Source organism: Mariprofundus sp. EBB-1 (assembly GCF_003665155.1).
Classification (GTDB): Bacteria; Pseudomonadota; Zetaproteobacteria; order Mariprofundales; family Mariprofundaceae; genus Mariprofundus.
In genome coordinates this window covers 37,924-64,689 of the sequence record NZ_RCFQ01000014.1, presented here as the reverse complement: position 1 = coordinate 64,689, position 26,766 = coordinate 37,924, and the positions used below count along the sequence as shown (strand labels likewise).

Sequence of the window (26,766 nt, the reverse complement as noted above, 5' to 3'; positions counted from 1 at the left end):
AGATAATCACCAACTTGCACTTCAATGAGCTGCACAGGCACTTTACCCCGATTTTCCAAGCGGTGAACTTCACCGATAGGAATATATGCACTACCATTTCTGGCAACCACTTTGACCAGATCGCCACATGTCACCGTCGCAGTGCCAGCCACAACCACCCAATGCTCTGAGCGATGCTGATGCGCCTGCAAACTAAGTTTGGCACCTGGCAAGACAGTAATGCGCTTGAGTTGATAGCCATCTCCGGACTCACCCAATACGGTATAACTACCCCAAGGACGACGTACGGTCACATGCTCAATGTGATATTTTTCACCACCCAGTTTCAGGGAATCTACCAGCTCACGCACGCGCTGAGATTCGCCGGCTTTAGCCAATAGAATCGCATCAGGTGTTTCCACCACGATCATGTCGTCCAGCCCAACAGCGGCAATCAAGCGCGACTCACTTCTAAATAGTGAATTTTTACAATCAATGGCCAACACATTACCGCTGATTTCATTGCCATCAGTATCATTAGTCGCAATCTCATGCACTGCATCCCAACTGCCCACATCAGACCAGCCAATATCAGCAGAGACCAGAGATACAATCTCGGATCGCTCCATCACACCATAATCAATAGAGATATCCGGCATCTGATCAAACCTAGTTCTGACTACCTCCTGCCAGACTTCCCCACTATTCCAACGCTTGCGCATATCTTGCAAGACAGCCCACACATCCGGTAAATATTTTTCGACTTCAGCCAGAATAACTGATGCTCTCCAGACAAACATACCGGAATTCCAGTAATAGTTACCATCATCCAGCATTTTTTGAGCTTTTTCTTTATTCGGCTTTTCAACAAAACGAAGTACGCGGTGAATCCCATCTACACTTTCTTCAGTCTGGACATAACCGAAACCGGTTTCCGGCTGATTAGGGAAAATGCCGAATGTTACCAGTCGCCCTGCTTTAGCGGCTTCTACTGCTTGTTGCAGACAAGCCTGGAACGCATCTTTCTTGGATATAATGTGATCGGCAGGCAAAACCACCATAATTGGATCATCATCGTATAAATCTTGCATCAGTGCTGCACTGAGCGCGACAGCAGGCGCTGTATTGCGTCCACAGGGTTCCAACATCGTATTCAGCCCATCAAGTTCAGAAAAAGCTTCGCCAGTCGCGTGTTTCTCACCCGTAACAACCCATACATTATCTCTTTCGATCAATGGACTTAAGCGGTTAATCGTGGCGCCCAACATACTTTCATGGCCATTTAAATTGAGAAACTGCTTTGGTAACTGCTGACGCGACAACGGCCACAGACGACTTCCGGAACCGCCTGCCAATACCACTGCTTTTAATCTATCACTCATGATCCACCCTCTTACCTTTCGATAGTTTTATTAATACACTAAACCAAACACCTGCCCAACATCACCTGAACGTATAAAAACAATGTTACGCAAATCACATATTCGTGGATACTGTTTGTTTCTTAAACCGTCGGCTAACGTTCACAGTTACATACAACCACAATAGACATAATACGATATTCGTCCATACCAATGTCATTGGTGACATGGCCAACATAGAAATCACAACAAAAATCACACCGCCCTGAATCAAATCACCAAAGCGGGTGAAAAACGTATTGATCGCCAACATACCTTCATAGCGCGTAAAACGATCCAGTGGCAAAAACAGGATCTGCTTGGTGGTATTCGCGACAGAATAATCAATACTGTTATCGGCCATTTTGACAATGGCAAACCAAGCCAGCACAGGGAATGCAAGCACCGACATATACATCATCAAGTTAATGGCTGCCAAACTGATCAAAGCTCCGCCCACACCAATCACCTGATACAATGGCCGCACTACAAAGGCCTGCAATACCAGCGTGGCAATATTCACGTAGAGATAAAAACTTGAGTAAAAAGCTCCGATTTCATGCCCGCTCATCTCCGCAGTCACAAAACTGGCCAGCACAAATTCGCCGGTTGAATTAATCAGATTGAGTAACACCACTGATGCAGCAATCCAGCGCAGGTAAGGCACATCCATCACCCGTTTCAATCCACCCAGCAGATGTTTGATGGACTCACCATCCGCATCTTCATCATGATGGTCTTTACGCAAGCCTTCTTTAGCACCTGGAATAAATACGGCCACGATAAGCATGAACACAGCCAGTAACATCAAATTATAGGCACCTAACTCAATATAGAGCGATTTAGCGATCATCGCACCAATCATGGCACCAAGTGAACCACCGATTGCGATATATGAAGTTAGCCTCTTACCCTTATCTACACAGTGATAATCGCTGACCATGGTCCAGAACTGGGAGATCTGTACCACCGAAAAAATACCCAACCAGACAAAGAATGCCACGCCTATATCCATGCCCGCAGAACCAAGCAAATAAAACACGCCAATATTGCCAGCCAAAAACAGGGTCACAATAAGAAACAACTTATCGCCATGCAGGTGTTTAATAATGTGACTATAAAAAGGGACCAACAGCAATAACAGAGCAGCCTGCCCCGCCAGCGCATAACTTCGAATAGCAGCGCTGCCGCCATCAAGAATCAACTCTTCCCGAACGGGCTTCATGAGATAGTAGGCAAGCAGGATCAGGAAAAGGCGAACAGCAAAACGAAACGTCGCCTTACCCTCTTCACTCTTCATGTCGTCCCATATTCCTTGTGTGAGCTGTTTGATGTTCATTATCTTAGTAGTTCCACTTTTTGATTTCCTTTAAACGCTCTATTCTGATCACCTATAAAATCAAACACCCACTGTTAGAACGGGCTACACGCAACAAATCGATAATGATGGCCTGATTCCACATGCACATTTTTAGCAGTCAACGTATTCGAGTATTCATTGACTTCAGTTTGAATGGGTTTCCAACGCTTTCCATCAAGCATCCACAGTTCCAGCAGTTCTTCATGAACCCTTGGAGGCACTTCAGAACGCCGTGAATTTTCCTGCGTATATTCAATCATAAGGTCACCCGTAACAGAAACCTTATCCGTTTTCGTTTTCAGCAACCATGAACGTTCAATGCATCGGCTAGCAGATTGCACAACATTCGGAAGATATTTAGGCGTTACGCCACCTTCAATTTTTACTTCAAACGCTGCTTTTCTCTTCAATGGTTCATTCAAATTCAGATGCGCCACAAAATATCCCCAGCTACGATCCACCATATGTAGTGATTCAGAGCCGGCCTCGATGTTTCCCTCACCAAGCAATGTTTCAGGCAAATGCATGAAAGCATATGGCTGGTTTGGTGGTTCAGGAGCCCATGGGAAATCTCCAAACAGCTTCGTCTTCAGAAAATGGTCGTGTGCAGTAACATAATGTATCAATGACTCATATGTTTTCGTGAAATCAGCTTCACCATAAGAGAGGAATGAATCCTTATACACCTCTTTACCTACCACCGAGGCGAGATTTCCAATACGTGCCTGCATCACAGTAGGAGAGAACCAGCCAAACGTCTGTTCTGAACCATTTGGCTCCATACCCGTCAAATGTTTGATTTTCTCTTCCAAACGTTTTCTAAGTGCAGGGTTACGCAACACTTTATCTTTGATCGGGTTACCAGCTCCTACATCAGGTGGATAATAATATTGGAAGTTATCATTAAAAATTCTGAATTTCCGCGTTGCATATTGATCATATGTGCGCCCGAATGTCAGATTATAATCCCACGGCACCACGGTCCATTTCTCTTTTGTGGGATGATAATAAAGCCAGTAGTTTTTATTATATGTGTCACCATTGGTCACCAGTGCATTCACAGCAATCCAGTTAATGATGGATTCATCTTCAAAATATTTTGCCAACACGGTATCTATATTTTCATTGGTAGCCGCATTCACAGATTTTGCCATTGATTTAAGATTACTGAAATCCCCAAATGGCGTAATCTTATCAAAACATAACTCTACACTTTCGGGTGAATACAGGTCACCACAGTGGGCTCCATCGTTGGGTTGATAAAACTCTCCGCGTGTATCCAGATTATTGCCTTCAAGAAACTCTTTTCCCATCCACTCAATGGATAGATATAGACCGGTTTTCTCACCCTTATTAAAGGTTACGCGCGTAAAGTGTACTTCCGGCACTTTCATGCCAAGAGCCGCCATCATTTTCCAGGTCATCCATTCCCGCATCAAGGCTTTATCAGATGCCATAGAACGCAACGCCATGCGGCGATGGCCATACCAGCGCGCACTCTCTTTATCCAATTTAATGAGTAAGGATTTTTTCTTAAAGATACGCGTCGAACTACCCAGCACCTTGATTGTGCCTGACAAACGATGTCTTCCCGTGGTTAAGCGCATCTCAAAGGGAGAAAGATCGTACTGTCGTTTCAGGAAGATAGCTTCCAGATTATCCTTGCTAATACGGATGTGAATGTCCTCAACAGGAATCTTGTATAAAGCTTCCTCCAGAGCCGCATATGAAAAATTAAACACTTCACCTTTTGATATTCTATCTTTATACGACAGCATATTGTCTTTGCCGATTAATGCCTGCGTACGTTCAACGTTAAACTGCTCTTGCTTTCTCAATAGATTCGCTTCAATCCAACCGATTTTACCACCATCGATTTGTGGATTCACTCTCACCCAGCCATTGCGTTCTTCCAGCCACGCGACCAGATCACCTTTTTGAACAGAGCCTATTAAGTCAGCCAAATCCCCCGCCGCGGCACGCAATGGTACCGTACGTACGACCAGATACATTTGGCCATTTTTCCCCATACTTTTTACAGCAGGTGATAGCATTGAGCGGGTCACACCCATGATATGGCCAGGATGCATTGCGCGCACCAGGTACTCGTTAAATACCCAGCCTGTTTTTCCACTAATAGTCATGCGTACTTGTTTCCAATCACCACTGTGGCCGATTTGCACGGCTGACTCATTCCTGCCACCCCATGCAACCTTTTCAAATTCTTTGCCGGGGCCTGCTCTCAAAGTACTCGTCTGCTTAAAGAAATGTAGTTTATGATCAGAATCATCAATGGATTTCTCTGGCAACTTAACAGCCTTATCAGCATTCATCACCACAGCTGGTGCCGCATCAGCATTCGCAGTGATAGCCGCTTGCGCTGTTGCACCGGCTTTTACCGGAGTCAACAATCGCATGTTTACCCAGCCTATACGTTTATTCGCCTGCAACTGCACTCGCAACCAGTCACCGTTGCGATCCTGCTCTAACGCATATGCGCCAACACCCGCCCAAGAAACCACATCATACGTTACAGCCGGCCCTGCTCGTAAATTAGCTTTTTCATTAAAACTATAGAGCTTATGGATTGCGCTGGATGTTTTTTTAATATCAGTAGCCTGAACAGCTTTCGGCTCAACGTTTGCAATAACCGGATCTGCTTTAATATTCTCACGCACTGGAGTTGCAATAGAAGGCTTCTGATCACTGGTTTGCGTCATTTGCACCGGCAGTACAGTTAAGCTGGCTGATGGCGCACTCGCTGCTGCAGCACTACTTGCCACTCCTGCGCCCGCCGCAACGAGATTCAGTGATTGATCATAAACCCAACCAATCCTTTTACTCACCTGCAATTGAAGACGTACCCAATCACCTTTGCGTTCAAGTTCTGTTGCCTGCGCCCCCGCACCAGCCCATGAAACCGAATCAAATGTTGTAGCAGGCCCATCTCTAAGGGCTGCTGTACGATTGAATGTATAGGTCGCTTTTTCACTCTTGGCAGGCACCACTTCTGTCCGGGTGGTTTCTACATTAGGGCTTGTCTGCTGCGGCATAGCCTGTACTTCGCCTTGATTCTCCACCATCTTGTCAGGAGTAACGGCAGCAGTATCAACGGCTTTAGCCGTGCTGGAACTATTCAAATCAGTAGCAGTAAGCGGCTCAACGGGCGCCTTCTGCACTAATTGTTCCGGTTCATTAACTGGTGCTGGTTCGTTGATTGGCTTATTAACTGGCTCGTTAACCGCTTCGATGACTGGCTCACTAGTTGGCTTATTCGTCATCACTACAGAAGTAGCAACCACATTGCTACCATCCAAAGATGCGGCCTCAACCCAACCAATACGACCGCTATCCTGCAATCGTACCTTCATCCATTTGCCATCCTGCTGAATGGTCTGAACCCGGGCACCTGATCCAGCCCATCCCAACACTTCTGACAAGGCACTGGGACCAACCCTGATCACTGTTGTTTGCATCACCATTTGTGATGCTCCTACAGGTTCATTGGTCTCTGTGTTGGCAATCGTTACAACATCATTATTACGCGCAGCTACGGGCTTCGCTTCAACACTATCCATCGTATCTGATGCTGGAATATTTTTCTGTGTTGGTTCTACTGCAAGCTTTAATGGTTCTGATGCTACAATTTTAGTATTCTTATCAGGCGCAGATACAGGCTTCACTTCAGCACTATCCATCACATCTGATGAAGGAATATTTTTCTGCGTAGGTTCTACTGCGAGATTTAATGGTCCTGATGATGCACTTTTAGTCTCATTGTTTAGCGCAGCTTCAGGTTTCACTCCAACATTACCCATTGCATCTGATGCAGGAATACTTTTTTGGATGGGTTCTACTTCAAGCCTTGCAGTGTCCGACACTAGATTTTCAGGAGCACTCAACGATTGCTCTGCTGCCGGCACCCTAGCCATATCGCCGGAAGTCTGAGTGTTCGCCGCAGCAGACTCCTCTTTTGCAGCCATTTTTATTACATTTTCCGCAACAGGAGCATCTACTTCATTTGGACTACTACTCACCAACTGAACAGGGAACTGTTGCAAACCAGTGTTATCAGGGTCAAGCATAGGTTCGCTTTTAGCAAGCTCTGCTTGAACGGATACAGGCAACTCTTTTTGAGCCGATTCTATTGCCGGAGACATCTGTTCAGCACTTGCAACAGGCTGGTCTGCCACACGTTCCGGAGCTATCTCCTGAGATACAGCACCATCCTCAAACAATGGCGTTATACGCCCACCATCCACATGATCCTTTGAAGGAGTCATCTCTTGCACAACTGGCTTTGATGGAGGCACTTGCTTTTGATCTACCAAAGCGACATCAGTAGGTCCCGACACAGCAGGTGTTCCGCTTTCAAATTGTGGCGACAGATCTGCTGCAGGCTTCGGCGACAGTTTCAGATCATTATTCACGACCACGGCTGGAAGCGTTGATTTTTCAGTCCCTACATTATCATTCACAACCTTCGACGAGCCAACATTCACAGACTCACCAGAAAGAGAAGCACTATTGATCCAACCCACATCACCACTGGAAAATATTCGCACTTTTTTCCATGCACCAGCACTGTTCAACTCAATCGCCCGGGCTCCTTTTGCAGCACTACCGGTTGGTACATAAAAGCTATCAGGGCCCTTGCGCAAACTCGAATCAGCCTGCAAGCTATAAACATCTCCCTCTTTTGCATGCACCACGCCAACGGCCACTGCTATAGTTAGCAGTGGCAACAGACACAGTTTTAGAGATTTCTTTGCTTTCATTTTAGTCCATCCAACGGTAGCTAAAGCCCCAGCCTGCAGTGTAATCAACAGGTGAACTGCGGCCGAAGAATGCTTTTCCTACTCGAACATTTGTTGACCATCCAGAATTTACAAAGGCATGGCTATACCCCAGCGATAATGAGGTCGAATCACTATTGGTTAAACTTGATGGGATCTGATTATAAAAAAGTGTTTTCTGCAAGCCATTATTCGCCATAGCAAAACTATTATTGATGCGCAGTGACATAAAATTACCTGTCTGCTCAAAGTTTGTTTCTGTAAAGGCATAACTCAACTGACCAAAGGAGGTGATTGAATTTCCCTTACTGGCAAAGAAATAGGTCAGCTTCGTACCCATTTTCCACGCCCATGAACTTCGCTTACTTAAACCCGCATCAGATGCAAATTTCAGTCCTAAGGATAACCCCAAAGCACCACGCCCCAGAGTCGCTGGACTATTACCATCATAACCACCGGGAATGATCAATGCCCCTTCCCATGCAGCTGTATTGGCATGATTCAATCGTGCCCGCACACCGATTTGAATATCTCCTATACCGGACGCCTGCCCACCGAACTTTGTCGTTGCAGGTCTGATCTTGCCTGTAACCCGATTGATGCGCATAGAGCGATAAATTTGCCCACATTTACGGTAAGCAAAGGTCACATTGGCATAGACTGTATAAAAATAGGAATACCCATACTCATAACCCTGAACTAAATTCGCATTTCTACGTTTACAGACAGAAAGAATCTTATTGCGACTTGCATCCCAAATGGCATTGCCACCAGCAAAACTGAGATCTGAATTATATAGCGATTCACCGCCCGCAAGCATACCCACGCCAGCATATGCTGAAGGTGCCAGAGATAGACCTGCAATTAATATGATACATTTAATTATCTGTTGCCATAATCGAATCAAATCCACTCCTTTAATCCGCATGATCAAAATTTCCAATAACGCCGAATAACTTGTTCGGCAGGTTTATTCTGAGGTGTGTAATCAGCATCCATCCTGCCACCAATGGACGCATCACTGTACCACGCCCAAATAAAGACACCATTGATCCAAGGCTGATCCAGAGCCCTCAACCAGATATCTATTGCATCACGCTGCAATCTCAAGTCCACACGAGCATGTTTCAAACTATGCCATTCCCAGGGCTTGGCAGATGCACCAGCAGCTGAGGGCATGCCAACCTCCAGCACCCAAAGCGGCAGATGAATTCCCTGCACAGAAAGCTGTAGTTTTTTCACGGCATCGTGAACAAGCGACTGCATTTCGTCATATTGTCCGGAACGGCCAAGTGAAGGGTAGAGCGTTAGCGATACGGCATCCAACTGATTCCAATATGGAAAGGCCTGAACACCTTCCACGTTATGCGCAGCATAAGTGATTTTACCATGGAACACTGTGCGCACCTGATGAATCAATCTTGGCCAATCCACATGTCGTGAAGCCTTGGAAAGCTCCGTGCCTATCACAAATGTTTGAACCTGATGCCTTGATGCAAACTTGGCATACTCAACAATATGCGCTGAATAACTCTCAAACCACTGGTTCCAATCTCTTTGACTGTGATGAGAAATCGCACTGGCCCATGCATTACCCACCAATATTTGCGGCTTAAGAATGACTTCAAGGTTATAGTCATGGGCATATTCAATTGCATGCGTTAGTTGATCAAAGCTTACAGCATCTGAATGCCTTACCTGCAGAGACGATGCGGCATTTTGTTCAAGAAACGTAATAAGCACCACTGCATTGCTGCCTACATTACTCACTCGTTGCATTGAGCGCCGTGCCTGCGGTTCATTCCAGCCGACATTCTTATGCTGCATCACATTAAAACCACGCAGCATGGATTGATTTTTTAATTCACCAACAGATGCACATCCCGCCAAAAGACCGATAGCAGTTACGATGAACCATAATAACAAGCGCTTATGCATGTATTTTCCGATATACGCGCCAGCCAAGCTTATCATACACCAACTTATATCCACTCATGCCATGGCTATATAAATGTGGATGCCTGATATTCACGCGATCACGCTTACCCGCCAAGGTATCCGGATCAGAGACCACTATCTGCTCCACGTCAGGAATACGTTGACGCATTGCAGACTTAAATCCGTGAGAATAAGACAACAAGAGACCTTCCGCATCACCTCGAGCTACTATCGCACGATAAGCAGTTCGCTCATAAATAATGGTCGGCATGCGATGAGTATTTAACCATTTTCCCAATTGATAGTCGGCATCTTCAACAATCGCTACAGAGGTATTCTCGCCTTGAATAGCCTTGTACCAACGTGTCATTTGTGGGTTTGCAGTTTCAATAAACAACCACCAACCGCCGACAATACTGACCATCATGAAAATGACCAACAGAATAAATTCGCGTCGCGTCTGCATTTTTACATATGTAAGCTCTGCCATCAGCCCCGCACTCACCAGGGTTAAAATCTCAAAAGGATGCGTAAGATAATGCTGACTTGTCGCAATTCCGATCGCAATGAGCGGATGCAACATCAATACAAATGTTGCACGAAAGCGATGGTTATCATCGATAGTATCCAGTAACAAATAAATGGATACCGGATATGCAATCAACAAATAGCCCGTAGCCACAAGGAACGGTTGAAAGAATTCACCACCATAATCCTGCAACCACGGGTATTGGGCAATCGAAAGCATACCACCCAAAAAGTCAGAATCCGCATTCGTAATGAAAAACGAGAAGCTGCCTTCAAAAATCCAGTTCATATATGCCCATGTACCCACGGCGAAGGCAAACGGCGTACCGATAATCAGGTACAGGCTCATTGGTGATATCATGATAGCGCGAATTGGAGCGATCAATACAATCAGAGGGATCAAGGCCACAAAAATATACACTGCAGTGCCATCAATAAAAAAGAATACAACGAACACAACAGCCATCGAAATGTAGGAATGGATATCATGAACGGTAATAATGTGCTGAGCTGAACGATACAACAGATAAAACGTAATCATGGTAAGTGAAATATGTCCACCCGACGTTGCAGCCCACAAAAACGCAGGGTGCAATACAATCAATAACGCCACGATTGCCAGCCTGGTCTGGGTAATATCCACATCTTTTAAATCTCTGGCCCACATCCATAACAATAAAGATGTCGCAAGGATCGACACCAGATATGGCGCGGCACCAGTATCAAGACCTGGGATAAAATAGAATGGAATCAGCAGATACAAGGGAAGGTGCGGTGTTAACATGGTCAGATTTTCAAGCAGTACATCCTCTGAACCCAAAGCCGAAATGACAATCGACCAACTCTGCATCGCAGACTCAAGGAAAAAGCCGTTTGACAACACCCAAATAGTCAATCCAACCAACATCATGGTTAGAAAAATTAAAAGCCATGTACCCTGATGATGTGCAAAGCTCCATGACTGCGTGTGCACCCGAGATGTATTAGCGCTGTTCATTTAATGCGCACCACTCTTACTGGCAACCGGAGCTGAATGCGGTGCGCCACCTGTTTCATGATCTACTCCAAACGTAGTAAGGCCATGATGGGTTTTTTCCCAATAGAATGGATTGTGAATCAACTGCCACAAGCCTTTATAAGCCGCCCATGATTGCAACATCCAATAAAACGGCACGGTAATAGCCCATGGAATCAAATTGAAATACTTTCGCTTAAAACCACTCAACATGAACAGATAAATAAGAAAACCATTGGCAATCGACAAATTAAACAAGGTAATATAAAGCACCAACGGAGGGAATAACGGATCGAAATAGGATGTACCGGTTAATAACCAGACCGCATAAAACAGTGCCATGATAGGCATTAGAAGAGCACTAAAAATAGTACCCCCGATAAAAAACTGGAAGCCCCAAAAACCAACGTGACCAAGTTTACGATAAAACGAAATCGGGGTACGCATATGCACCAGATAACTCTGCATATATCCCTTTAGCCAGCGCGAACGTTGCCGAATCCAATTGGGAATGGAGTTATTGGCTTCTTCAAAGGTGGTAGAATTCATCACACCAACATGATATCCCTTCTGCACCAAACGCACGCCGAGGTCACAGTCCTCGGTCACATTATAAGGATCCCATCCATCCATCTCACGCAACACATCCATCTTAAAGTGATTTGAAGTACCACCGAGAGGAATAGGGATATTCAGTGCATCTAATGCCGGCAGATAAAAATCAAACCATAACGAATATTCCATGGTAAACATACGTGTTAACCAATTTTCTGTGGCATTAAAATAATTAAGTCGCGCCTGAATTACGGCAATGTTGTCAGCACCTTTCCGGAAGGCAATCACAGCTTTTTTCAGCTGATCCGGTTCAGGAGCATCCTCTCCATCATAGATCGTTGCCAATTCACCTCGACAAAAGTGCAACGCATAATTACATGCCTTGGGTTTGGTCTTGGGCAAACAATCCGGCACACGCAGAATTTCGAAAATACCCTCAAGACTCAGCTCTTTTGCTTTATCGATCGTCTCATCATCATCCTGCTCAAGAATAAGTTTGATATCGAGCTTGGACAAAGGGTAATCAATCGAACGCAATGCCTGCGCAATAGCTGGGAGCGTAGCTGCCTCATGATACATGGGTAACAAAATCGAATAGACAGGAAGCGTTCTTTCATCCAATGCAGCCACTTCTTCATCCGTCACGACATTATCAAATTCTGGATCACCCCCCACCCAGGTAAGCACCATACGCAGACCGAAATTCACCATCAAAAACAGTGAAATTCCGAAAATCAGCACAATGAACGCCTCAAGAGGCCAAAATGCGATAACGACCATGCTCAAACTCATCAGGACAAACAAAAAACGCAATTGCTTTGGAGTAATCACTTCACTGGCAGAATATTCCGGTTGTACATTGGCCAACTCATGTACAGCCCTTTCACTATAAAACATATCGCCAATGCTCTGCAAAAACCAGATTACATCGAATTTCGACGTAATAATAAAATCAAAGGGTTCGCCAACAGTGTCACCCACCAACGCAAGCAATGCCGGATTCACATCCACAACAGCAACTAGCAACAATCCATTTTCACGTCGCCAGGGTACAAACAGGTTTTCAGAATAGGTAGATAAATTATCGCGATCAATCACATCACGGTCAGGAGCTTCCTCCAACAAATTTACATTGGGTTTGCCAAAATGCTCCGCAAGCACCTGCCCTATCTGATAAGATGACACCCACCCTTTTGACAGAACAATATCACCAAAACGGGTGCCCCACTGCTGTTGAATTTCAAGCAGCTCTGCCATCTGATCCTGACTTATCAGCCCTTTTTCCAACAACAGATCACCGATAAGGCCGCGCCGGAAATGATCTGACAACACAGTGTAAAACTCTGCCGTCTTCACCCAGCCATGGGACAAAATTATATCCCCGATTCGGCCGCCTTGATTGCGCTGCTGATCAAGTGCCTGATCAAGTTGCTGTTGAGTGATCAATCGATCACTCAACAGCATCTCGCCAATTCTAGGCCTTACTAATCCTGCCTGGGTACTCATCCTTGTAATTACCGTTTCTCATCAAGGTGGTCCAAATCAGAACTTGGGTGAATCGTGTGATCTTCATGCAGGTGTGCAGCATGACCACCCTGCATCTGATCTTCATGCAGGTGTGCAGCATGACCACCCTGCATCTGATCTTCATCCGCCTGATACATAGCATCATCATCTTCACGCGCCAGTTTGTTGATTCTTGACATACGATAGAGATAAACCACTACCATTGTCATTAAGAACCACAACAGCACCATCAACCAGAATTTATACTTACCCAGCACATCAAACCAGTCTTCAACATCAGGGTAATAGACTTCAGCCAATGTCGGCTCCGATGAATCCAGGGTCTTCGCCACACCGTGTGAATCAATAAAGGCTACATCATCTTCAGACAATTCAAGCCGCTCAATTTTCGACAGATCCTCTGCATCAGAAGGTGCGATCCACAAACCGTATGCCGTTGCAGATCGGGCTATTTGCGCAATCGTAATTTTGGACAGTTGATCCACATCGAAATATGACTCGCCACTTGGCGCTGTAATTTTCACACGACCGCGATCAAAACGAACCGGTGCGACAATATCATCACTGAGCGTAAAGTGCCCCACCCCTACAAATGGTCCTTCAGGAGCCAGCACATCACCAGCTGCCATAAAGTGCAGTCGTGTATGATCAATTATCAGCGGGAAATCAGCCGATAGTCGTGACATCAAATGCAGAATCTGCTCAGGTTTATCCAAATAAGAGTCTTCCACATAGGTGTCAAATCCAGGCAAAAAATACTTGGCTAAATCAGAAAAGGCTTTCGGTGCATCAATTTCGCTGCTCTTCACCACCAAAGTACTATCCGGAGTAATTTGAACATAATCGTGCGGCATCACGCCTTCACAATTACCTTCCACAACATCATGCTGAACTACGATACGGATATCATTAAACTGCCTCTGATACTCTTCCGGCAGATTGACCGTAAAATGTTGCTTCATACCATGATTTTCCAAACGTGCCGCTTTCACCAGAACATCATTAAGGAACACATATAGCTCGTAGGTAGGGTCATTGTCCCAACGCACAGGTGCTACGATATTAAGGTTCAGCATCTCCGGTTGTGTACCCATCGGTAAAGCAAATGGATTAATCACAGTGTGCCAATTGGTTTCTTTGCTTAGCGCTCTGGTACTTATATCCATACCCAGTTTCGCCAGCGGCAAAGCAAAGAATCCTGAGTCATCACCGGCACCCTGCATTTCAACATGTGAGTGAATATTGTCAGGTCTGAACACCCGGTAACGTTCCGCAGCCGCCAGCATTTTCCATGTATCATCCAGCAGGTACATCGGCTGAATATCATATGGATCCAACAGCACTATAGCTGAACGATTTGCAAACTTAGCCAGCACAAGATTACTCGCACCATCCAAAGATTTATTTGCACCCACGCCCTGAGCGACAACAGGATCAAGTGATGCCCGGGGAGCAATCACGATATCGCCAACTTCAGGTAGTCTTGTGATTCTTACTGTCTTGTCAGCATCAACCAGCAACGCCATCAATGCCAGTGTGGAAGCAAACTGCTCCTTACTCAAACGACCTGCAGAGAGACTAATAGTCACATCCTGAGGTAACATGCGCCACGCATCACGAATAGACTTCTCGACAGGCTGGTAAGAAATAGACAAGGCACTCTCAGGCAATACATGCAGGAAAATATCACTCAAACGCCCATCAAAGCAGCGGTTATCTGAAACAGGCAAGATAGACGTCACAGTCACCTTCACCAAGCTACCTTTAAAGGCCGATGAGGGCAGACGCACATCCAGCGCATGCATTGAGCCATCTGCAGGCAAGTTAATTTGTTTTTGAGGCACATCATTGATAGACACGCGCACATTCGCCAAGGGCAGTAAATTTGGCGATGCTCTGAACATCAAGCGGAAAGCACCATGTGAAATCATGGAGTCCAGTGGTGCAGGAAAATAAAATGTCTGCGCATGCACACCATTTGCACCTTCAAACAGAATTCCTGTAGTCAACCCGATATCTTTCAGACTCAATGTTCTAGCAAGATAGGGTGCATTAGATGCAGGCGCTGCAACCTCCGGCAATGTCTTCAAGCCCACCGCAATGGGAGCCCGTTTCGACAGCGCCTTATTTTTCACTGCTTTTTTAACATGATGTTTTGACTTTACACTTTTACGCACTGCCTCACGTGTCACTGACGTCTTCATCCAGCCCTGTGCTCCGGTACGCTTCAGCGATACAAACACCCAGGAACCCCGGCGATCCATCTCAACCATCTGGTCTCCGATAGCAGCCCGAACCAGCTCTGTGGATGTTTCAGCAGGATCGGCATATAAACTTGCATTGGCTCCGGAAACCTCTAATCGGTCACCTACAGCAGCATGCGCTGCAGGAGAAACCAATATCCCGGCAAACAAAAACAGGACCGTTAGCGACAAAACCCGCTTTACATTATTTTTCACACACATATAAAAAACCATATATTCCCCACCCAATCCATTGACTCATTTCATTACAGTCTGAAAACAGCACTTAGATTTGCCCGAGCATACTCAGTGAAAAATATTTAATCAAGAAAGTAACGCATCGGAACCTCAATAAAATCCACATTATATTTACATATTTCCCTTGTGGATAAAGCGCCTTTACCTTTCCCGGAAGCGTTTCCTGCTACAAGTTAATACAAGTAGCATTTCAGGAAATCAGATGAACAATATATTCACAGTCACATCACCATTCATTAGGCACACAGAGCCAACTATTTGAGTGTATATGCATCAATACGGGTGGAGCTCGGCATGTCAGGCATGCTCTTTATCAACATTGGAGCCCCAGCCTCCATCGGCACTACCTTCGGCCGACGTAAACTCTGACTAATATAACGCGCAGCTCGCGATACAACGCGCAACAAATCATCGCGACTTTCATCTGCATGTTCCAGTAAATCATTGAAATTTTCATACGGCAAGAATTCCTGTCCTAAGGGCAATATATTACTATAGCCATTTGCCACATCCATGACTTTCACTGAAGTTAGGTCTATACCCATAGAGAACCTGTCACTATACAACACTTCTCTACTTACCGGATCAATCATCTCAACCACCACCATCAACGATGGAAAATAGCCATCATCCACTGCTTTTGACCAAAACCCCATCTGCTGCAAGCGAATATGCAGTAAGCCATCCGTCGATTCCCGCAATGACTTTTGACTTCCTTTAAAATAATCCCAAAACCTTTTATTGGATGAGTTGGCTTGAAAGCCCTGTGCCGCCAGCGCTTGCAATAATGTTTTCTCAAACAATGTTACGCACATTTGATGCACCGGGCCGGCATGCTGTTCATATCGGAAAGCATGATTAGCAACAACCACAGCATCGGCCATCAAACCTGACGACCCCATAGCAAGAAACAGTGGATTCACACGACGAACCAGCAATGAATTACCGGCCTCAATCTGCGCAACTTCAATGGTCTTCACATCTTGTACAAGGTAAGGCTTTAGCGGCACCATCCCTGCGCCACAAGAGCACAGCATTAGAACCGCCACCAATAAACAAGCTTTCATTCCCATCATTGTACGCATCACAACCAAAAAATATCTCTATCCCAAACTTTATCCCATGAAATCACGGTAACCAAAAGAAAAAAAGGGCCGGTATAAACCGACCCTTGCATATGGCTCCCTGAGCAGGACTCGAACCTGCGACATATGGATTAACAGTCCACCGTTCTACCAACTGAACTATCAGGGAAAATGTGCGCGAACCGTAATGAGCAGCAGTATGACTGTCAACACGAATTTACTGTGTAGGATGATACGATAATTTCGTAATCCTCGAACCATTTCAAACAAAACGAAAGGACAGTTGCACGCGCCCCCCATAGTTGCCAATATACATGCGTATTTCTAACGGATGCATTTTGCGTAGCCCTAACAGTTTCCTGCCATCAGCTGCCTGAAAAATAAATGCTAGCGTTGTTCAACCGTAGTATTCAAATTTTATAGGGAGGGCTGTTTCTTTTGAGTTTTGGTGCAATCTGGAAATCAAACTGGTTCGTTGGTGCCATACTGACGTTACTCTTTGTACTGGCCGTCCAACAGAAAACATCACCGATGAATACTATAGAACGCATGATTTATGATCGGTTTGCCACCCAGACCACTACATCACCTGACGATCAAATTGTCATCCTGAACATAGATGCAAGCACACTACATAAAAAAGGACTTACACCCCGACAGGCCATTAGTTCATCCATTCATACACTCACCGCAGCCAATGCCAGCTTCATTGGCATTGATGCTATTTTTAAAAAACCAACCACCCCATCAACGATAAATCCAAACAACAACAGTCATGACGCGCTGGAAGACGCCGTCCGTAATGCCGGCAACATCATATTACCTCTCTACTTTAAGATCGATGAGACCAACATTCAAAGCCAGACAACCATGCCCGATTATTTCAATGCGATGGCGCTCAAGCATGTCAATACAACTCAGTCAGAAGATCCTGTTTATGCTTCTGGCATGTCGGCCCCCTATAAAGAGCTCTCTTTAGCAGCTGCCGGCATAGGACATATGAGCATCATTAATGACAGTGACGGCGTGGCAAGATCTGAAACCATGATCATAGCCTATGGAAAGCATTATTTTCCATCAATGCCACTCCTATTGGCTGCAAAATCATTAAACATTCCCCTTGATGACATTCGCATACACCGGGGCGATGACATTGAACTGGGACCATTAAGCCTCACGACTGATACGCAAAGCCGTATATACCCGTCATTTTCTCAAGCCGGTGGCACCCCATTTTTTCAAACCTACACATTCAGTCAATTGCACGAAGGTAAAATTCCCGCCACCGCCTTCAAAAATAAAATCATCCTCATTAACAACACTGATCATGGCTCTGAGCAAACATTCCCCAGCCCGGGGAATCAGAACATGACACGCATTGAGTTTAGCGCCCATGTACTGCGAAGTATTTTGCACAAGCAACTCTTTCAACGCCCAAGCTGGACACACAGCGCCGAAGTAGCCCTACTACTTATCATAGGCCTATACCTCATCTACCTGCTACCACGCATTTCAACCCGATCAGCTGCCATTATATCGGGTCTGGCATTCATTGTATTAATAGGCAGCGATCTGATCGCACTGCAATATTATTCTACATGGTTACAAACCACTATGGCCGCCTTACTGCTTCTTATTGGGCACATTGCCGTCACATACAAACAACGCTTTGTATTCAAAAGCCCTAAGAAAAAGCCTCTAAAAAGCTTACACAACACCAACAAAATGCTGGGGATTTCTTTCCAGAATCAGGGTATGCTGGATCAGGCCTTTGAAAAATTCTTAAGTTGCCCGATTGATGATGATATGCTGACTATTCTTTATAAGCTGGGTCTTGCCTTTGAGCGCAAACGGCAATTCAAGCAAGCTACAGCAGTATATGAACATATCAGCACCCACAACCCCGATTATCAGGATGTTACAACTCGCATGAACGCTACTAAAAATAGCGATGACACTCCATCAGGCAGTTATTCAAACACTGCACTTTCGACCCTGCTACTGACAGGAAACAATATTCCTACATTAGGCCGTTATGAAATCATCAGTGAATTAGGAAAAGGTGCCATGGGCACAGTTTATCTGGGCAAAGATCCTAAAATAAACCGTAAGGTTGCCATTAAAACCATGGCACTTTCGCAAGAGTTTGAACCGGAAGAGCTTGAAGATGTTAAGACCAAGTTTTTCCATGAAGCTGAAATTGCCGGCATGCTCAATCACCCGAACATCGTTACTATTTTTGATGCCGGCGATGAACATGACCTGGCCTATATCGCCATGGAATTTCTTGATGGCATTGATCTCTCACCCTATACTAAAAAAGGTAGATTATTGCCTTTCTCCACAACGCTAAAGGTCGTTGGTAAAGTGGCTGAAGCACTGCAATACGCCCATAGCCACGGCGTCATTCATCGCGACATTAAGCCTGCCAACATCATGATATTAAAAAACAAATCTGTAAAAGTGACCGACTTTGGCATTGCGCACATTATTGATTCCAGCAAAAGCAAGGCAGGTGTTGTGCTGGGAACACCATCGTATATGTCGCCCGAACAACTATCAGGAAAACCATTGGATGGTCGCTCCGACCTGTTTTCACTTGGTGTGATGCTCTATGAGCTGGCAAGCGGTGTGCGCCCTTTCAGAGCCGAGTCACTATCCAAATTAATGTATAAAATCGCCAAACAACCACACGTTGATATTCGCGAACATAACCCAGAGGTCCCCGACTATATTTGTGAGCTTATTGATGAGCTACTCACTAAAAAAGCAGCTCAACGCATTGAAACAGCCAGTGACGTACAGGGAAAAGTATCGCGCTGTCTGAAATCGCTAAAAAACAACGGAGAAAGTCAGTGATAACAGTAGATATGTTTGCCATGACCGATGTCGGAATCAAACGCGATCACAATGAGGACTGCGTACTTATCACCCCTTCACATGGTATCGCAGTACTTGCCGATGGCATGGGCGGTTACAATGCAGGAGAAGTAGCCAGTGCAATGGCTGTGGATATCATCACCGAGCACATGAAAGATAAAATATTTAACATGCCACAAGCACAAATTGATAAGGACATAGGCTTCACGGGAGAATCAGTACTGCTTAGACAGGCCATTAAAAAAACCAATAGCTCCATCTATAAAACGGCACAAACACAAGCTGAATGCGCCGGCATGGGCACAACAGTCCTGGCATCTGCATTTTACGGCAGTCATATCACAGCAGCCCACGTGGGAGACTCACGTATGTACCGCCTGCGTGATCATAAACTTACGCATGTCACAGATGATCATTCCCTGATTCACGAACAGGTACAGCGTGGCCTGCTCACCGCTGATGATGCGCGCAATTCCACAATCAAAAACCTTGTAACCCGCGCCCTTGGTGTCGCTCCGGAAGTGGAAGCCGACATCGTTGAAGATATAGTGCGTGCTGAAGATCTTTACCTCATGTGTTCAGATGGGTTAACCGATGTTGTATCCGATGAAGATATCTGCAAAGCCCTGATACACGGTAAAAACAATTTAAAAAAATCCTGCACCCAGCTCATTCAAATGGCCAATAATGCAGGCGGCCCGGATAACATCTCTATCATTCTTATTCTGGCCAAAGATTCAGGCCGGAATAAACCGGGCATTTTTTCACGCTTGTTTAATTAAAGTAACTGTCGGCCCGCCGCTGCGTTTCATCCATACCTTGCTGCGCACGGGCAACAGCATCATCCATATCATCCTGCTCGGAGATCAAAACCTCATCCCCGATAACAAACACCCCGGATGTGAACGGCTGCGGAATATAAAACCTGTCCCAGGAATTGATGCGCCAGTGACGCTTGGTCGCATAACAAACAGGCACAATAGGCAGGCCGGACTTCATGGCCATTTGAACCATGCCTTTCTGCACCACTTCACGCGGCCCCTTCGGACCATCAGGTGTAATGCCAATATGTCTATTATCATTTTTCGCAGCCCTGAGCATCTTCAACATAGCCCTTGCACCACCACGCGTTGATGAGCCACGTACTGTCTCAATCCCCAGCAAATGCATCGTATCGGCAATAAAGCCACCATCTCTATGCGCTGAAATAAGCATATAACCATGCCACCTTCCTTTACGAGACAAGCGAGGAATCATCAACAGCCGCGCATGCCAAAAAGCATGCACATAACGCTGCGGATTACTTGATGAGTAGGGCTCACCAATCGTATGCCAGCGAATAGTCTTCTCTAAAAACAGGAAAATACATTTAATCAGGCGCGGAACCAGCCAGGCAACAAAACGGTCTTTCACGGCTGATCTCCTTTAATAAGGCCCTGACACACTCGATTCAACCTCATTCGATGCTCTCTTTAGTGAATCAAACTGAAGGTTATAAAGCTCAGAATACAAACCACCTTCACGCAATAAAGCCTCATGCTCACCCTTCTGAATCACTTTACCGTCATCCAGCACAACAATTTGATCAGCATGACGGATAGTAGAGAGCCTGTGTGCAATCACAATCACCGTACGTCCACTCATTAAACGGTCTATGGCCTGCTGCACCAGACGCTCAGATTCGGTATCCAGGGCACTGGTCGCTTCATCCAAGATAAGAATCGGTGCATCTTTCAACAGAGCCCGGGCCATCGAGATACGTTGCCGCTGCCCACCGGAAAGCATCACACCACGCTCACCTACAATAGTATTATATCCTTGCGGTAACTTTTCAATGAATTCATGTGCATTAGCAGCTCTCGACACCGCTTCAACCCTGGCCATATCAATATCCGCATGACCATAAGCAATATTACTGAGTATTGTATCGTTAAACAGAATAATTTCCTGTGTTACCAACGCAATCTGACTGCGCAAAGAGACCTGTGTTACATCACGCACATCCAGATCATCTATCAATACACGACCGGCAGACACATCCATAAAACGCGGCACCAGATTCACCAGAGAGGTTTTTCCAGCACCACTGCGACCTACCAGAGCCACAACCTGACCTGCGGTTACCGTGATATTAATATCTTCCAGTACAGGACGATTTGTACCTGAATACTGCAGACTGAGCTGTTCAAATTTAATAGCATTCGAGAATGGCGGCAAGACATGTGCATGTGCCGCATCTTCGACTTCAACATGCTCATCAAGCACTTCAAAAATACGTTCTCCGGCAGCCAAGCCCTGCTGAATCTCATTATTTGCCCGAGACAATCGTTTCACAGGTTCATAGAGCATAATCACAGCAGCAAGAAACGACACCAATGTGCCTGCGGTCGTTTCACCGGATGCCACACGCATGCCACCATATAGCAACACGCCGGCAATACCGAAGCCTGCCAGCAATTCCATAATAGGAAACGAGAGTGCATTCACTTTGAATATTTTCAGCTGATGCGACATAAAGTCACCGGTAAACTTGCGAAAACGCCCGCGCTCATACCCTTCCATACCAAAGGCTTTCACTACCCGAATACCACCTACCGTCTCTTCCAGCAAACAGGTCAAATCCCCCATCGCGGCCTGCCCATCGAGGGTGGAATGACGCATTTTTCGACCAAAACGGGCAATAGGATAAACCACAGCGGGAAATACCAGCATCGCAATCAATGCCAATAACCAGTCCTGGATCAGAATCACGCCCAGCAGAAACACAATAGAAATGGCATCACGCATTAATGCCGTCACAGCAGTACTTACAGCCGCTTGCACCAGCGTGACATCATATGAGAGACGCGCTAACAGCTCCCCGGTTTTACGATGCGCAAAAAAGGCCAGGGATTGAGCAGTTAAACGCTGATAAAGCAGATTACGCAGATCAAAAATAACCTTCTGACCAATATAACCCATGATATAAGCCTGACCAAAATAGGCCGCCCCTTTGATCAGATATAGCACGATCACCAAGAGAGGAATAATATAAATCAGATCCTCATTTTTGCCTGAAAGCGCTTCATCCAATACGGGTTTCAACATCCAGGCCATCGCGGCAGTGCAGGCAGCCAACACCACCATACAAGATACAGCAATACTTAAGCGGCCTTTGTAAGGCAACAAAAAGCCCAACAGGCGACGATAAAGATCAGTAGATGTCATTATTATTGTATGCGCTGGCGTAATCAAGCGCGCTTGCCAATGGTCGATATGGCGGTTGAACATTGCGGGCATTCGATTGCTTTAAACGCCCCATTTTACGGAAGAAACCCACACTGGCATCAAACAAGGCAGATGCCAGATCGTTTTGATGGCGTGCGCTCTTCAATTTCTTTTCACGCGCCGGGTTCGATATGAAATCGAGTTCAACCAGCACACTCGGTATCTCCATCGCTTTCAACACATAAAAGCGGGCATGCTTGGGTTCTGTATATTTGACCGGACCAACTTTTTTCAACCGCATTAACACCTCTTCAGCCAATAACTGGGAACTGTTTAAACTCGCGCGTCGAAGCATATCGCCCAGAATAAGGTTCACCAGCGGATCATTTATTTGCTCAAAGGCCACTCCACCAACATCATCGGCAGCATTTTCCTTTGCTGCCAAAGCTCTGGCAGCTCTATCCGGAGTCGCGCCCTTTTCGGACAGCGTGTAGACGCTAGCTCCCTTCACACTTCGAATGTTAATAGCATCAGCATGAATACTGATCATCAAATCAGCCCGCATTTTACGCGCCAAAGCGACCCTTTTCTGTAACGCTACAAAATAATCCCCTTCTCGAATTAAAATAGCCTTCATACCCGGATGAGCATTAATTTTTTTAGCCAGTTTTTTGGCTACAGCGAGAGTAATATCCTTCTCTCTGACTTTATGTGGCCCGGTTGCTCCGGGATCCTCTCCGCCATGCCCTGCATCAACAGCAATCACAAGTTGCTTCTTACCATCAGCTGACATAGCGCCCTTGGCCACTTTCGTTGTTTTTTCAGGCCGCATCAAATCCACCACCAGTCGATTCGGCTTATCTTTCATAGGTTTTAGTAAAAAAGAGCGCGGCTGAACCTTTTCCTTCACATCAATCACTATACGCACACTACCCGGAGTAGAAGAGCCAGAACGAATTTTCTCAATCACTGGATCAGGCAAGCTTAGTTTTTTTAAATCGGACTTCAGGGTGACCCGCTCCATATCAATGACAATACGTTCAGGTTCATGCAAGCGAAACAGCTTGTAATTCATTGTTCCACTCAGATCGAACACAAGGCGCGTATGATCAGGTGCGGTCCACAGGCGCACATCACGGACAACCGTGTTGCTCGCTGCATACGCAAAAAGCGGACACATCAATAACAACAGACCACAGCAATAGGTAAATATCGAAAATCGCAAATTCATCATCTCCAATACTCACAGCGCACGTCATCATTGCAAGGGTTGAAAGCCACAAACACCGTAAATATCAAGGCCACAAGAAGGTTTCTCTGCAAATCAGCTTCAACAATATTTTTCATCCAGCATGAAAAAGGCGCCCCATCAGGGACGCCTTTAAAGAAACAAGTTACAATTAGAATGAACGCTGATTTCTCGGATTCGCGAATGTATCCGTACCTGTAGTCGTAGAAGTAGTAGCACTGGTAGTACCATCATCGTTTTCATTACCGGAAGCAGTTGCAGGAAGATTATTCAGGTCAGTATAACTGGAACCATCTGCACGAATACAGGTTGCTACACCATCAGGACAAGCGCCTCCATATCCATGTTCATGATCATCATCATGGCCATGTTCGTTACCGCTTGCATAAGCAGCTGAAACAAGAGACACGCCAGATACGGACTGACCGCCAAATGCCACTGTCATCAACATACCAAACACACTCATCAATAATACATTTTTCATCATAAAACTCCTATTCAGTCGGGCAATATACCCGCCTGAATAAAACGGTCAATTATTTTCGCCTTGACTGTGTCGGAAATGATCACATTAAAAACGCATCAGAAAACGTACGATCCATCGTGTTGTATTAGAAAACAATTTCTCCGTATAGAAACTGCCCGCAATACGTTTATTCACTTCCGCGAGTGTCGGATAAGGTGCAATCATGGAAGCCATCGCACCAATCTTCTGTTTTTGCGTCACAGCAAGAATCCATGGATGAATCAATTCTCCTGCATGTAATCCCACAATACTCGCACCCAGAATCAGCCCTTTGGGGGTAGTAATCACTTTCACCAGACCTTCAGTGCGCCGCTCGGCCTGTGCCCTGTCATTTTCCTTGAATTGCCAACGCAACACGCGAATTTCTTTACCCGCCTTATTGGCATCTGCTTCGCTCATCCCTACATGCGCCAATTCAGGATCTGTATACGTGACCCACGGCACGGCAGAGTAATCCACCTTAGCAGGCAACTTAAACAACATATTGCGAATAATAATACCCGCTTGATAGGCCGCCATATGGGTAAACTGATAAGGGCCTGCCACATCGCCGATCGCAAAGATGCGTTTATTGCTACTGCGCAAACGCGCATCAACTTCGACACCCTTAGGACTATAGACAACGCCTGCAGCCTCCAGATTTAATCCATTCACATTGGCACGTCGCCCGGTTGCAATCAACAGATGAGAACCCACCACGCACTGCGCTCCCGCATCGGTTTGGCATCGCACTGCAATTTTCCCATCTGCATTTTTCTCTAAACGCAGATCACGTCCACCCTCATAAAAGTCCATACCCTCTGATGCCAAACGATCAATCACAATCTTGGTTAATTCGGGATCATCTTTCATCAACAGACGGGCCATCTCCATCACCGTAACTTTCGCACCCAGACGCAAATGTGCTTGCGCCAACTCCATACCAATCGGGCCACCGCCAATCACAATCAAATGTTCTATTGCTTCACTATTATCAAAAATATTTTCATTGGTGAAATAATCAATGCCCTGCAAACCATCAATCGGAGGCACAAAAGCAGAAGAACCCGTCGCCAGGACAAAATACTTTGCACGAATCAATGTATCACCAGCCCGCAACGTGCGCTCATCTTCAAAGCTTCCAGCCGCACGAATAACCGTCACGCCCAGCTCTTCAAAACGCTGTTGCGAATCATTCGGAGCAATCGCACCAATCACGCTATGCACATGATCATGCACCTGCTGCCAATCCACCTCAGGTATCTGAGATTGAATACCAAACGCATCGGCATCACGCATCGACTGGGCCGCATGGCCTGCTGCCAACAGAGCCTTTGACGGTACACAGCCAGTATTCAGGCAGTCGCCACCCATATCAGCCTTTTCTACCAGCGCCACCTTTGCGCCCATTTGAGATGCTCCGGCAGCAACACTCAAACCACCTGAACCTGCACCGATCACACAAATATCAACATGTAGTATTTTATCCATAACCTGACTCATGCGTTTCTCCTTTCGCCCTCACTCACAGGACGGTTTTAAACCTTAGTGCTGTTACTCATTCGTTTATAAATAACCGGGATCATCGCTAACAATGCCAGCCCCAACAATGCAGCCAACATTTCAGGTGTGAGAACACCTGTAAGTGTTACACCCTGCCCCTGATCCAACACACTACCAAAACCAGAACCGGCCAAGGCATAAACGAAGGTAGCAGGCATGATGCCGAAAAATGTAGCAACTACATATGTACGCAAAGACACACCTAAAAAAGCCGGCACGAGATTAACAATAAAGAACGGAAACAGCGGCACCAAACGCAATACAAACATATAACTTAAGGCATCCTCGGCAAACCCCTTTTGCATCTTATGCACCATGTCACCCGCCTTCGACAACAGATAATCACCCACGGATGTTTTCGCGATCAGAAACAGGGCTGTTGCGCCCAAGCTGGCGCCAATCACAGCATACATTCCACCAGCAATTGCACCAAACAGAAAACCGCCACTTACCGTCATCACCAAGCCGCCCGGCAATGAAAATGCGACCACAACAACATACAATAATATATATGCCAGCGGAGCCAGCATGGCATGCTGATCCACCCAGCTCAGCAAACTGACTCTATGCTCTGCCAATGCATCAAAGCTGATATATTGCGCAAGATCGAGCCCAAAAAATAGCACTAACATACCCGCCAACAACATTAATGGCATTATTCGTTTAAACATCTGTTCT

At 45.8% G+C, this 26,766-nt stretch carries 17 protein-coding genes and 1 tRNA gene; 2 read left to right on the top strand and 16 right to left on the bottom strand.

From position 1 onward, the window contains the following. From D8Y20_RS07585 to D8Y20_RS07540, 10 genes are all read right to left on the bottom strand, one after another. Positions 1-1,361: mannose-1-phosphate guanylyltransferase/mannose-6-phosphate isomerase (locus D8Y20_RS07585; RefSeq protein WP_121542438.1), on the bottom strand; the 1,361-nt coding region annotated here is incomplete at its 3' end. 94 nt (positions 1,362-1,455) lie between these two features. Beyond that, complete coding sequence (locus D8Y20_RS07580) at positions 1,456-2,718, bottom strand: NTP/NDP exchange transporter (protein WP_121542437.1); 1,263 nt, start codon at positions 2,716-2,718, stop codon at positions 1,456-1,458. A gap of 74 nt (positions 2,719-2,792) precedes the next feature. Continuing rightward, positions 2,793-7,517: a CotH kinase family protein gene (locus D8Y20_RS07575; RefSeq protein ID WP_121542436.1), complete on the bottom strand. Its 4,725-nt coding sequence runs from the start codon at positions 7,515-7,517 to the stop codon at positions 2,793-2,795. 1 nt (position 7,518) lies between these two features. Continuing rightward, a complete protein-coding gene (locus D8Y20_RS07570; RefSeq protein WP_236075330.1) occupies positions 7,519-8,463 on the bottom strand; it encodes a hypothetical protein in 945 nt (314 codons plus the stop codon). Positions 8,464-8,465: 2 nt separating this feature from the next. Continuing rightward, complete coding sequence (locus D8Y20_RS07565) at positions 8,466-9,473, bottom strand: hypothetical protein (protein ID WP_121542435.1); 1,008 nt, start codon at positions 9,471-9,473, stop codon at positions 8,466-8,468. After that, a complete protein-coding gene (locus tag D8Y20_RS07560) occupies positions 9,466-10,998 on the bottom strand; it encodes a hypothetical protein (protein ID WP_236075329.1) in 1,533 nt (510 codons plus the stop codon). Before D8Y20_RS07560 ends, D8Y20_RS07565 begins: the two co-directional genes overlap by 8 nt. Continuing rightward, entirely contained in the window at positions 10,999-13,035 is a 2,037-nt protein-coding gene (locus tag D8Y20_RS07555; RefSeq protein ID WP_161957595.1) for a glycosyltransferase family 2 protein, read from the bottom strand. 50 nt (positions 13,036-13,085) lie between these two features. Continuing rightward, positions 13,086-15,557: a cellulose biosynthesis cyclic di-GMP-binding regulatory protein BcsB gene (locus D8Y20_RS07550; protein WP_370050630.1), complete on the bottom strand. Its 2,472-nt coding sequence runs from the start codon at positions 15,555-15,557 to the stop codon at positions 13,086-13,088. A 296-nt stretch (positions 15,558-15,853) separates the two neighbouring features. Continuing rightward, positions 15,854-16,666 (bottom strand): hypothetical protein, encoded by an 813-nt coding sequence (locus D8Y20_RS07545; RefSeq protein ID WP_147434040.1) that lies wholly within the window; start codon positions 16,664-16,666, stop codon positions 15,854-15,856. 111 nt (positions 16,667-16,777) lie between these two features. Next, positions 16,778-16,853 (bottom strand) — tRNA-Asn (locus D8Y20_RS07540). A 269-nt stretch (positions 16,854-17,122) separates the two neighbouring features. Between D8Y20_RS07540 and D8Y20_RS07535 the strand changes: the two genes are divergently transcribed. Together D8Y20_RS07535 and D8Y20_RS07530 are read left to right on the top strand one after the other, a co-directional pair. After that, positions 17,123-19,543, top strand: a complete 2,421-nt coding sequence (locus D8Y20_RS07535; RefSeq protein WP_121542431.1) for a serine/threonine-protein kinase — start codon at positions 17,123-17,125, stop codon at positions 19,541-19,543. Further along, positions 19,540-20,346 (top strand): Stp1/IreP family PP2C-type Ser/Thr phosphatase, encoded by an 807-nt coding sequence (locus D8Y20_RS07530; RefSeq protein ID WP_121542430.1) that lies wholly within the window; start codon positions 19,540-19,542, stop codon positions 20,344-20,346. The genes D8Y20_RS07535 and D8Y20_RS07530 overlap by 4 nt, the downstream gene beginning before the upstream one ends. On the opposite strand, the gene D8Y20_RS07525 is transcribed toward D8Y20_RS07530, so the two are convergent. The 6 genes from D8Y20_RS07525 to D8Y20_RS07500 all read right to left on the bottom strand — a co-directional run bounded on the left by D8Y20_RS07525 (position 20,339) and on the right by D8Y20_RS07500 (position 26,759). Next, on the bottom strand, positions 20,339-20,977 hold the full coding sequence (locus D8Y20_RS07525; RefSeq protein ID WP_121542429.1) for a lysophospholipid acyltransferase family protein: 639 nt from the start codon (positions 20,975-20,977) through the stop codon (positions 20,339-20,341). The genes D8Y20_RS07530 and D8Y20_RS07525 overlap by 8 nt on opposite strands. A 12-nt stretch (positions 20,978-20,989) precedes the next feature. Further along, complete coding sequence (msbA, locus tag D8Y20_RS07520) at positions 20,990-22,771, bottom strand: lipid A export permease/ATP-binding protein MsbA (RefSeq protein ID WP_121542428.1); 1,782 nt, start codon at positions 22,769-22,771, stop codon at positions 20,990-20,992. Then, the gene (locus tag D8Y20_RS07515; RefSeq protein ID WP_236075328.1) at positions 22,758-24,005 is read right to left on the bottom strand and encodes an N-acetylmuramoyl-L-alanine amidase; all 1,248 of its coding nucleotides are present in this window, start codon (positions 24,003-24,005) and stop codon (positions 22,758-22,760) included. The genes msbA and D8Y20_RS07515 overlap by 14 nt, the downstream gene beginning before the upstream one ends. Before the next feature lie 166 nt (positions 24,006-24,171). Further along, entirely contained in the window at positions 24,172-24,504 is a 333-nt protein-coding gene (locus D8Y20_RS07510; RefSeq protein WP_121542426.1) for a hypothetical protein, read from the bottom strand. An 87-nt stretch (positions 24,505-24,591) separates the two neighbouring features. Further along, entirely contained in the window at positions 24,592-26,028 is a 1,437-nt protein-coding gene (locus D8Y20_RS07505; RefSeq protein ID WP_201265580.1) for an NAD(P)/FAD-dependent oxidoreductase, read from the bottom strand. A 35-nt stretch (positions 26,029-26,063) separates the two neighbouring features. Beyond that, positions 26,064-26,759 (bottom strand): TVP38/TMEM64 family protein, encoded by a 696-nt coding sequence (locus tag D8Y20_RS07500; RefSeq protein ID WP_121542425.1) that lies wholly within the window; start codon positions 26,757-26,759, stop codon positions 26,064-26,066. Between the last annotated feature and the right edge of the window lie 7 nt (positions 26,760-26,766).

Bases quoted from the DNA above. Each gene is read 5' to 3' on its own strand.
- D8Y20_RS07580 (WP_121542437.1), bottom strand. From the start codon at position 2,718: ATGAACATCAAACAGCTCACACAAGGAATATGGGACGACATGAAGAGT.
- D8Y20_RS07575 (WP_121542436.1), bottom strand. From the start codon at position 7,517: ATGAAAGCAAAGAAATCTCTAAAACTGTGTCTGTTGCCACTGCTAACT.
- D8Y20_RS07570 (WP_236075330.1), bottom strand. From the start codon at position 8,463: ATGCGGATTAAAGGAGTGGATTTGATTCGATTATGGCAACAGATAATT.
- D8Y20_RS07565 (WP_121542435.1), bottom strand. From the start codon at position 9,473: ATGCATAAGCGCTTGTTATTATGGTTCATCGTAACTGCTATCGGTCTT.
- D8Y20_RS07560 (WP_236075329.1), bottom strand. From the start codon at position 10,998: ATGAACAGCGCTAATACATCTCGGGTGCACACGCAGTCATGGAGCTTT.
- D8Y20_RS07555 (WP_161957595.1), bottom strand. From the start codon at position 13,035: ATGCTGTTGAGTGATCGATTGATCACTCAACAGCAACTTGATCAGGCA.
- D8Y20_RS07545 (WP_147434040.1), bottom strand. From the start codon at position 16,666: ATGAAAGCTTGTTTATTGGTGGCGGTTCTAATGCTGTGCTCTTGTGGC.
- msbA (WP_121542428.1), bottom strand. From the start codon at position 22,771: ATGACATCTACTGATCTTTATCGTCGCCTGTTGGGCTTTTTGTTGCCT.
- D8Y20_RS07515 (WP_236075328.1), bottom strand. From the start codon at position 24,005: ATGATGAATTTGCGATTTTCGATATTTACCTATTGCTGTGGTCTGTTG.
- D8Y20_RS07510 (WP_121542426.1), bottom strand. From the start codon at position 24,504: ATGAAAAATGTATTATTGATGAGTGTGTTTGGTATGTTGATGACAGTG.
- D8Y20_RS07505 (WP_201265580.1), bottom strand. From the start codon at position 26,028: ATGAGTCAGGTTATGGATAAAATACTACATGTTGATATTTGTGTGATC.
- D8Y20_RS07500 (WP_121542425.1), bottom strand. From the start codon at position 26,759: ATGTTTAAACGAATAATGCCATTAATGTTGTTGGCGGGTATGTTAGTG.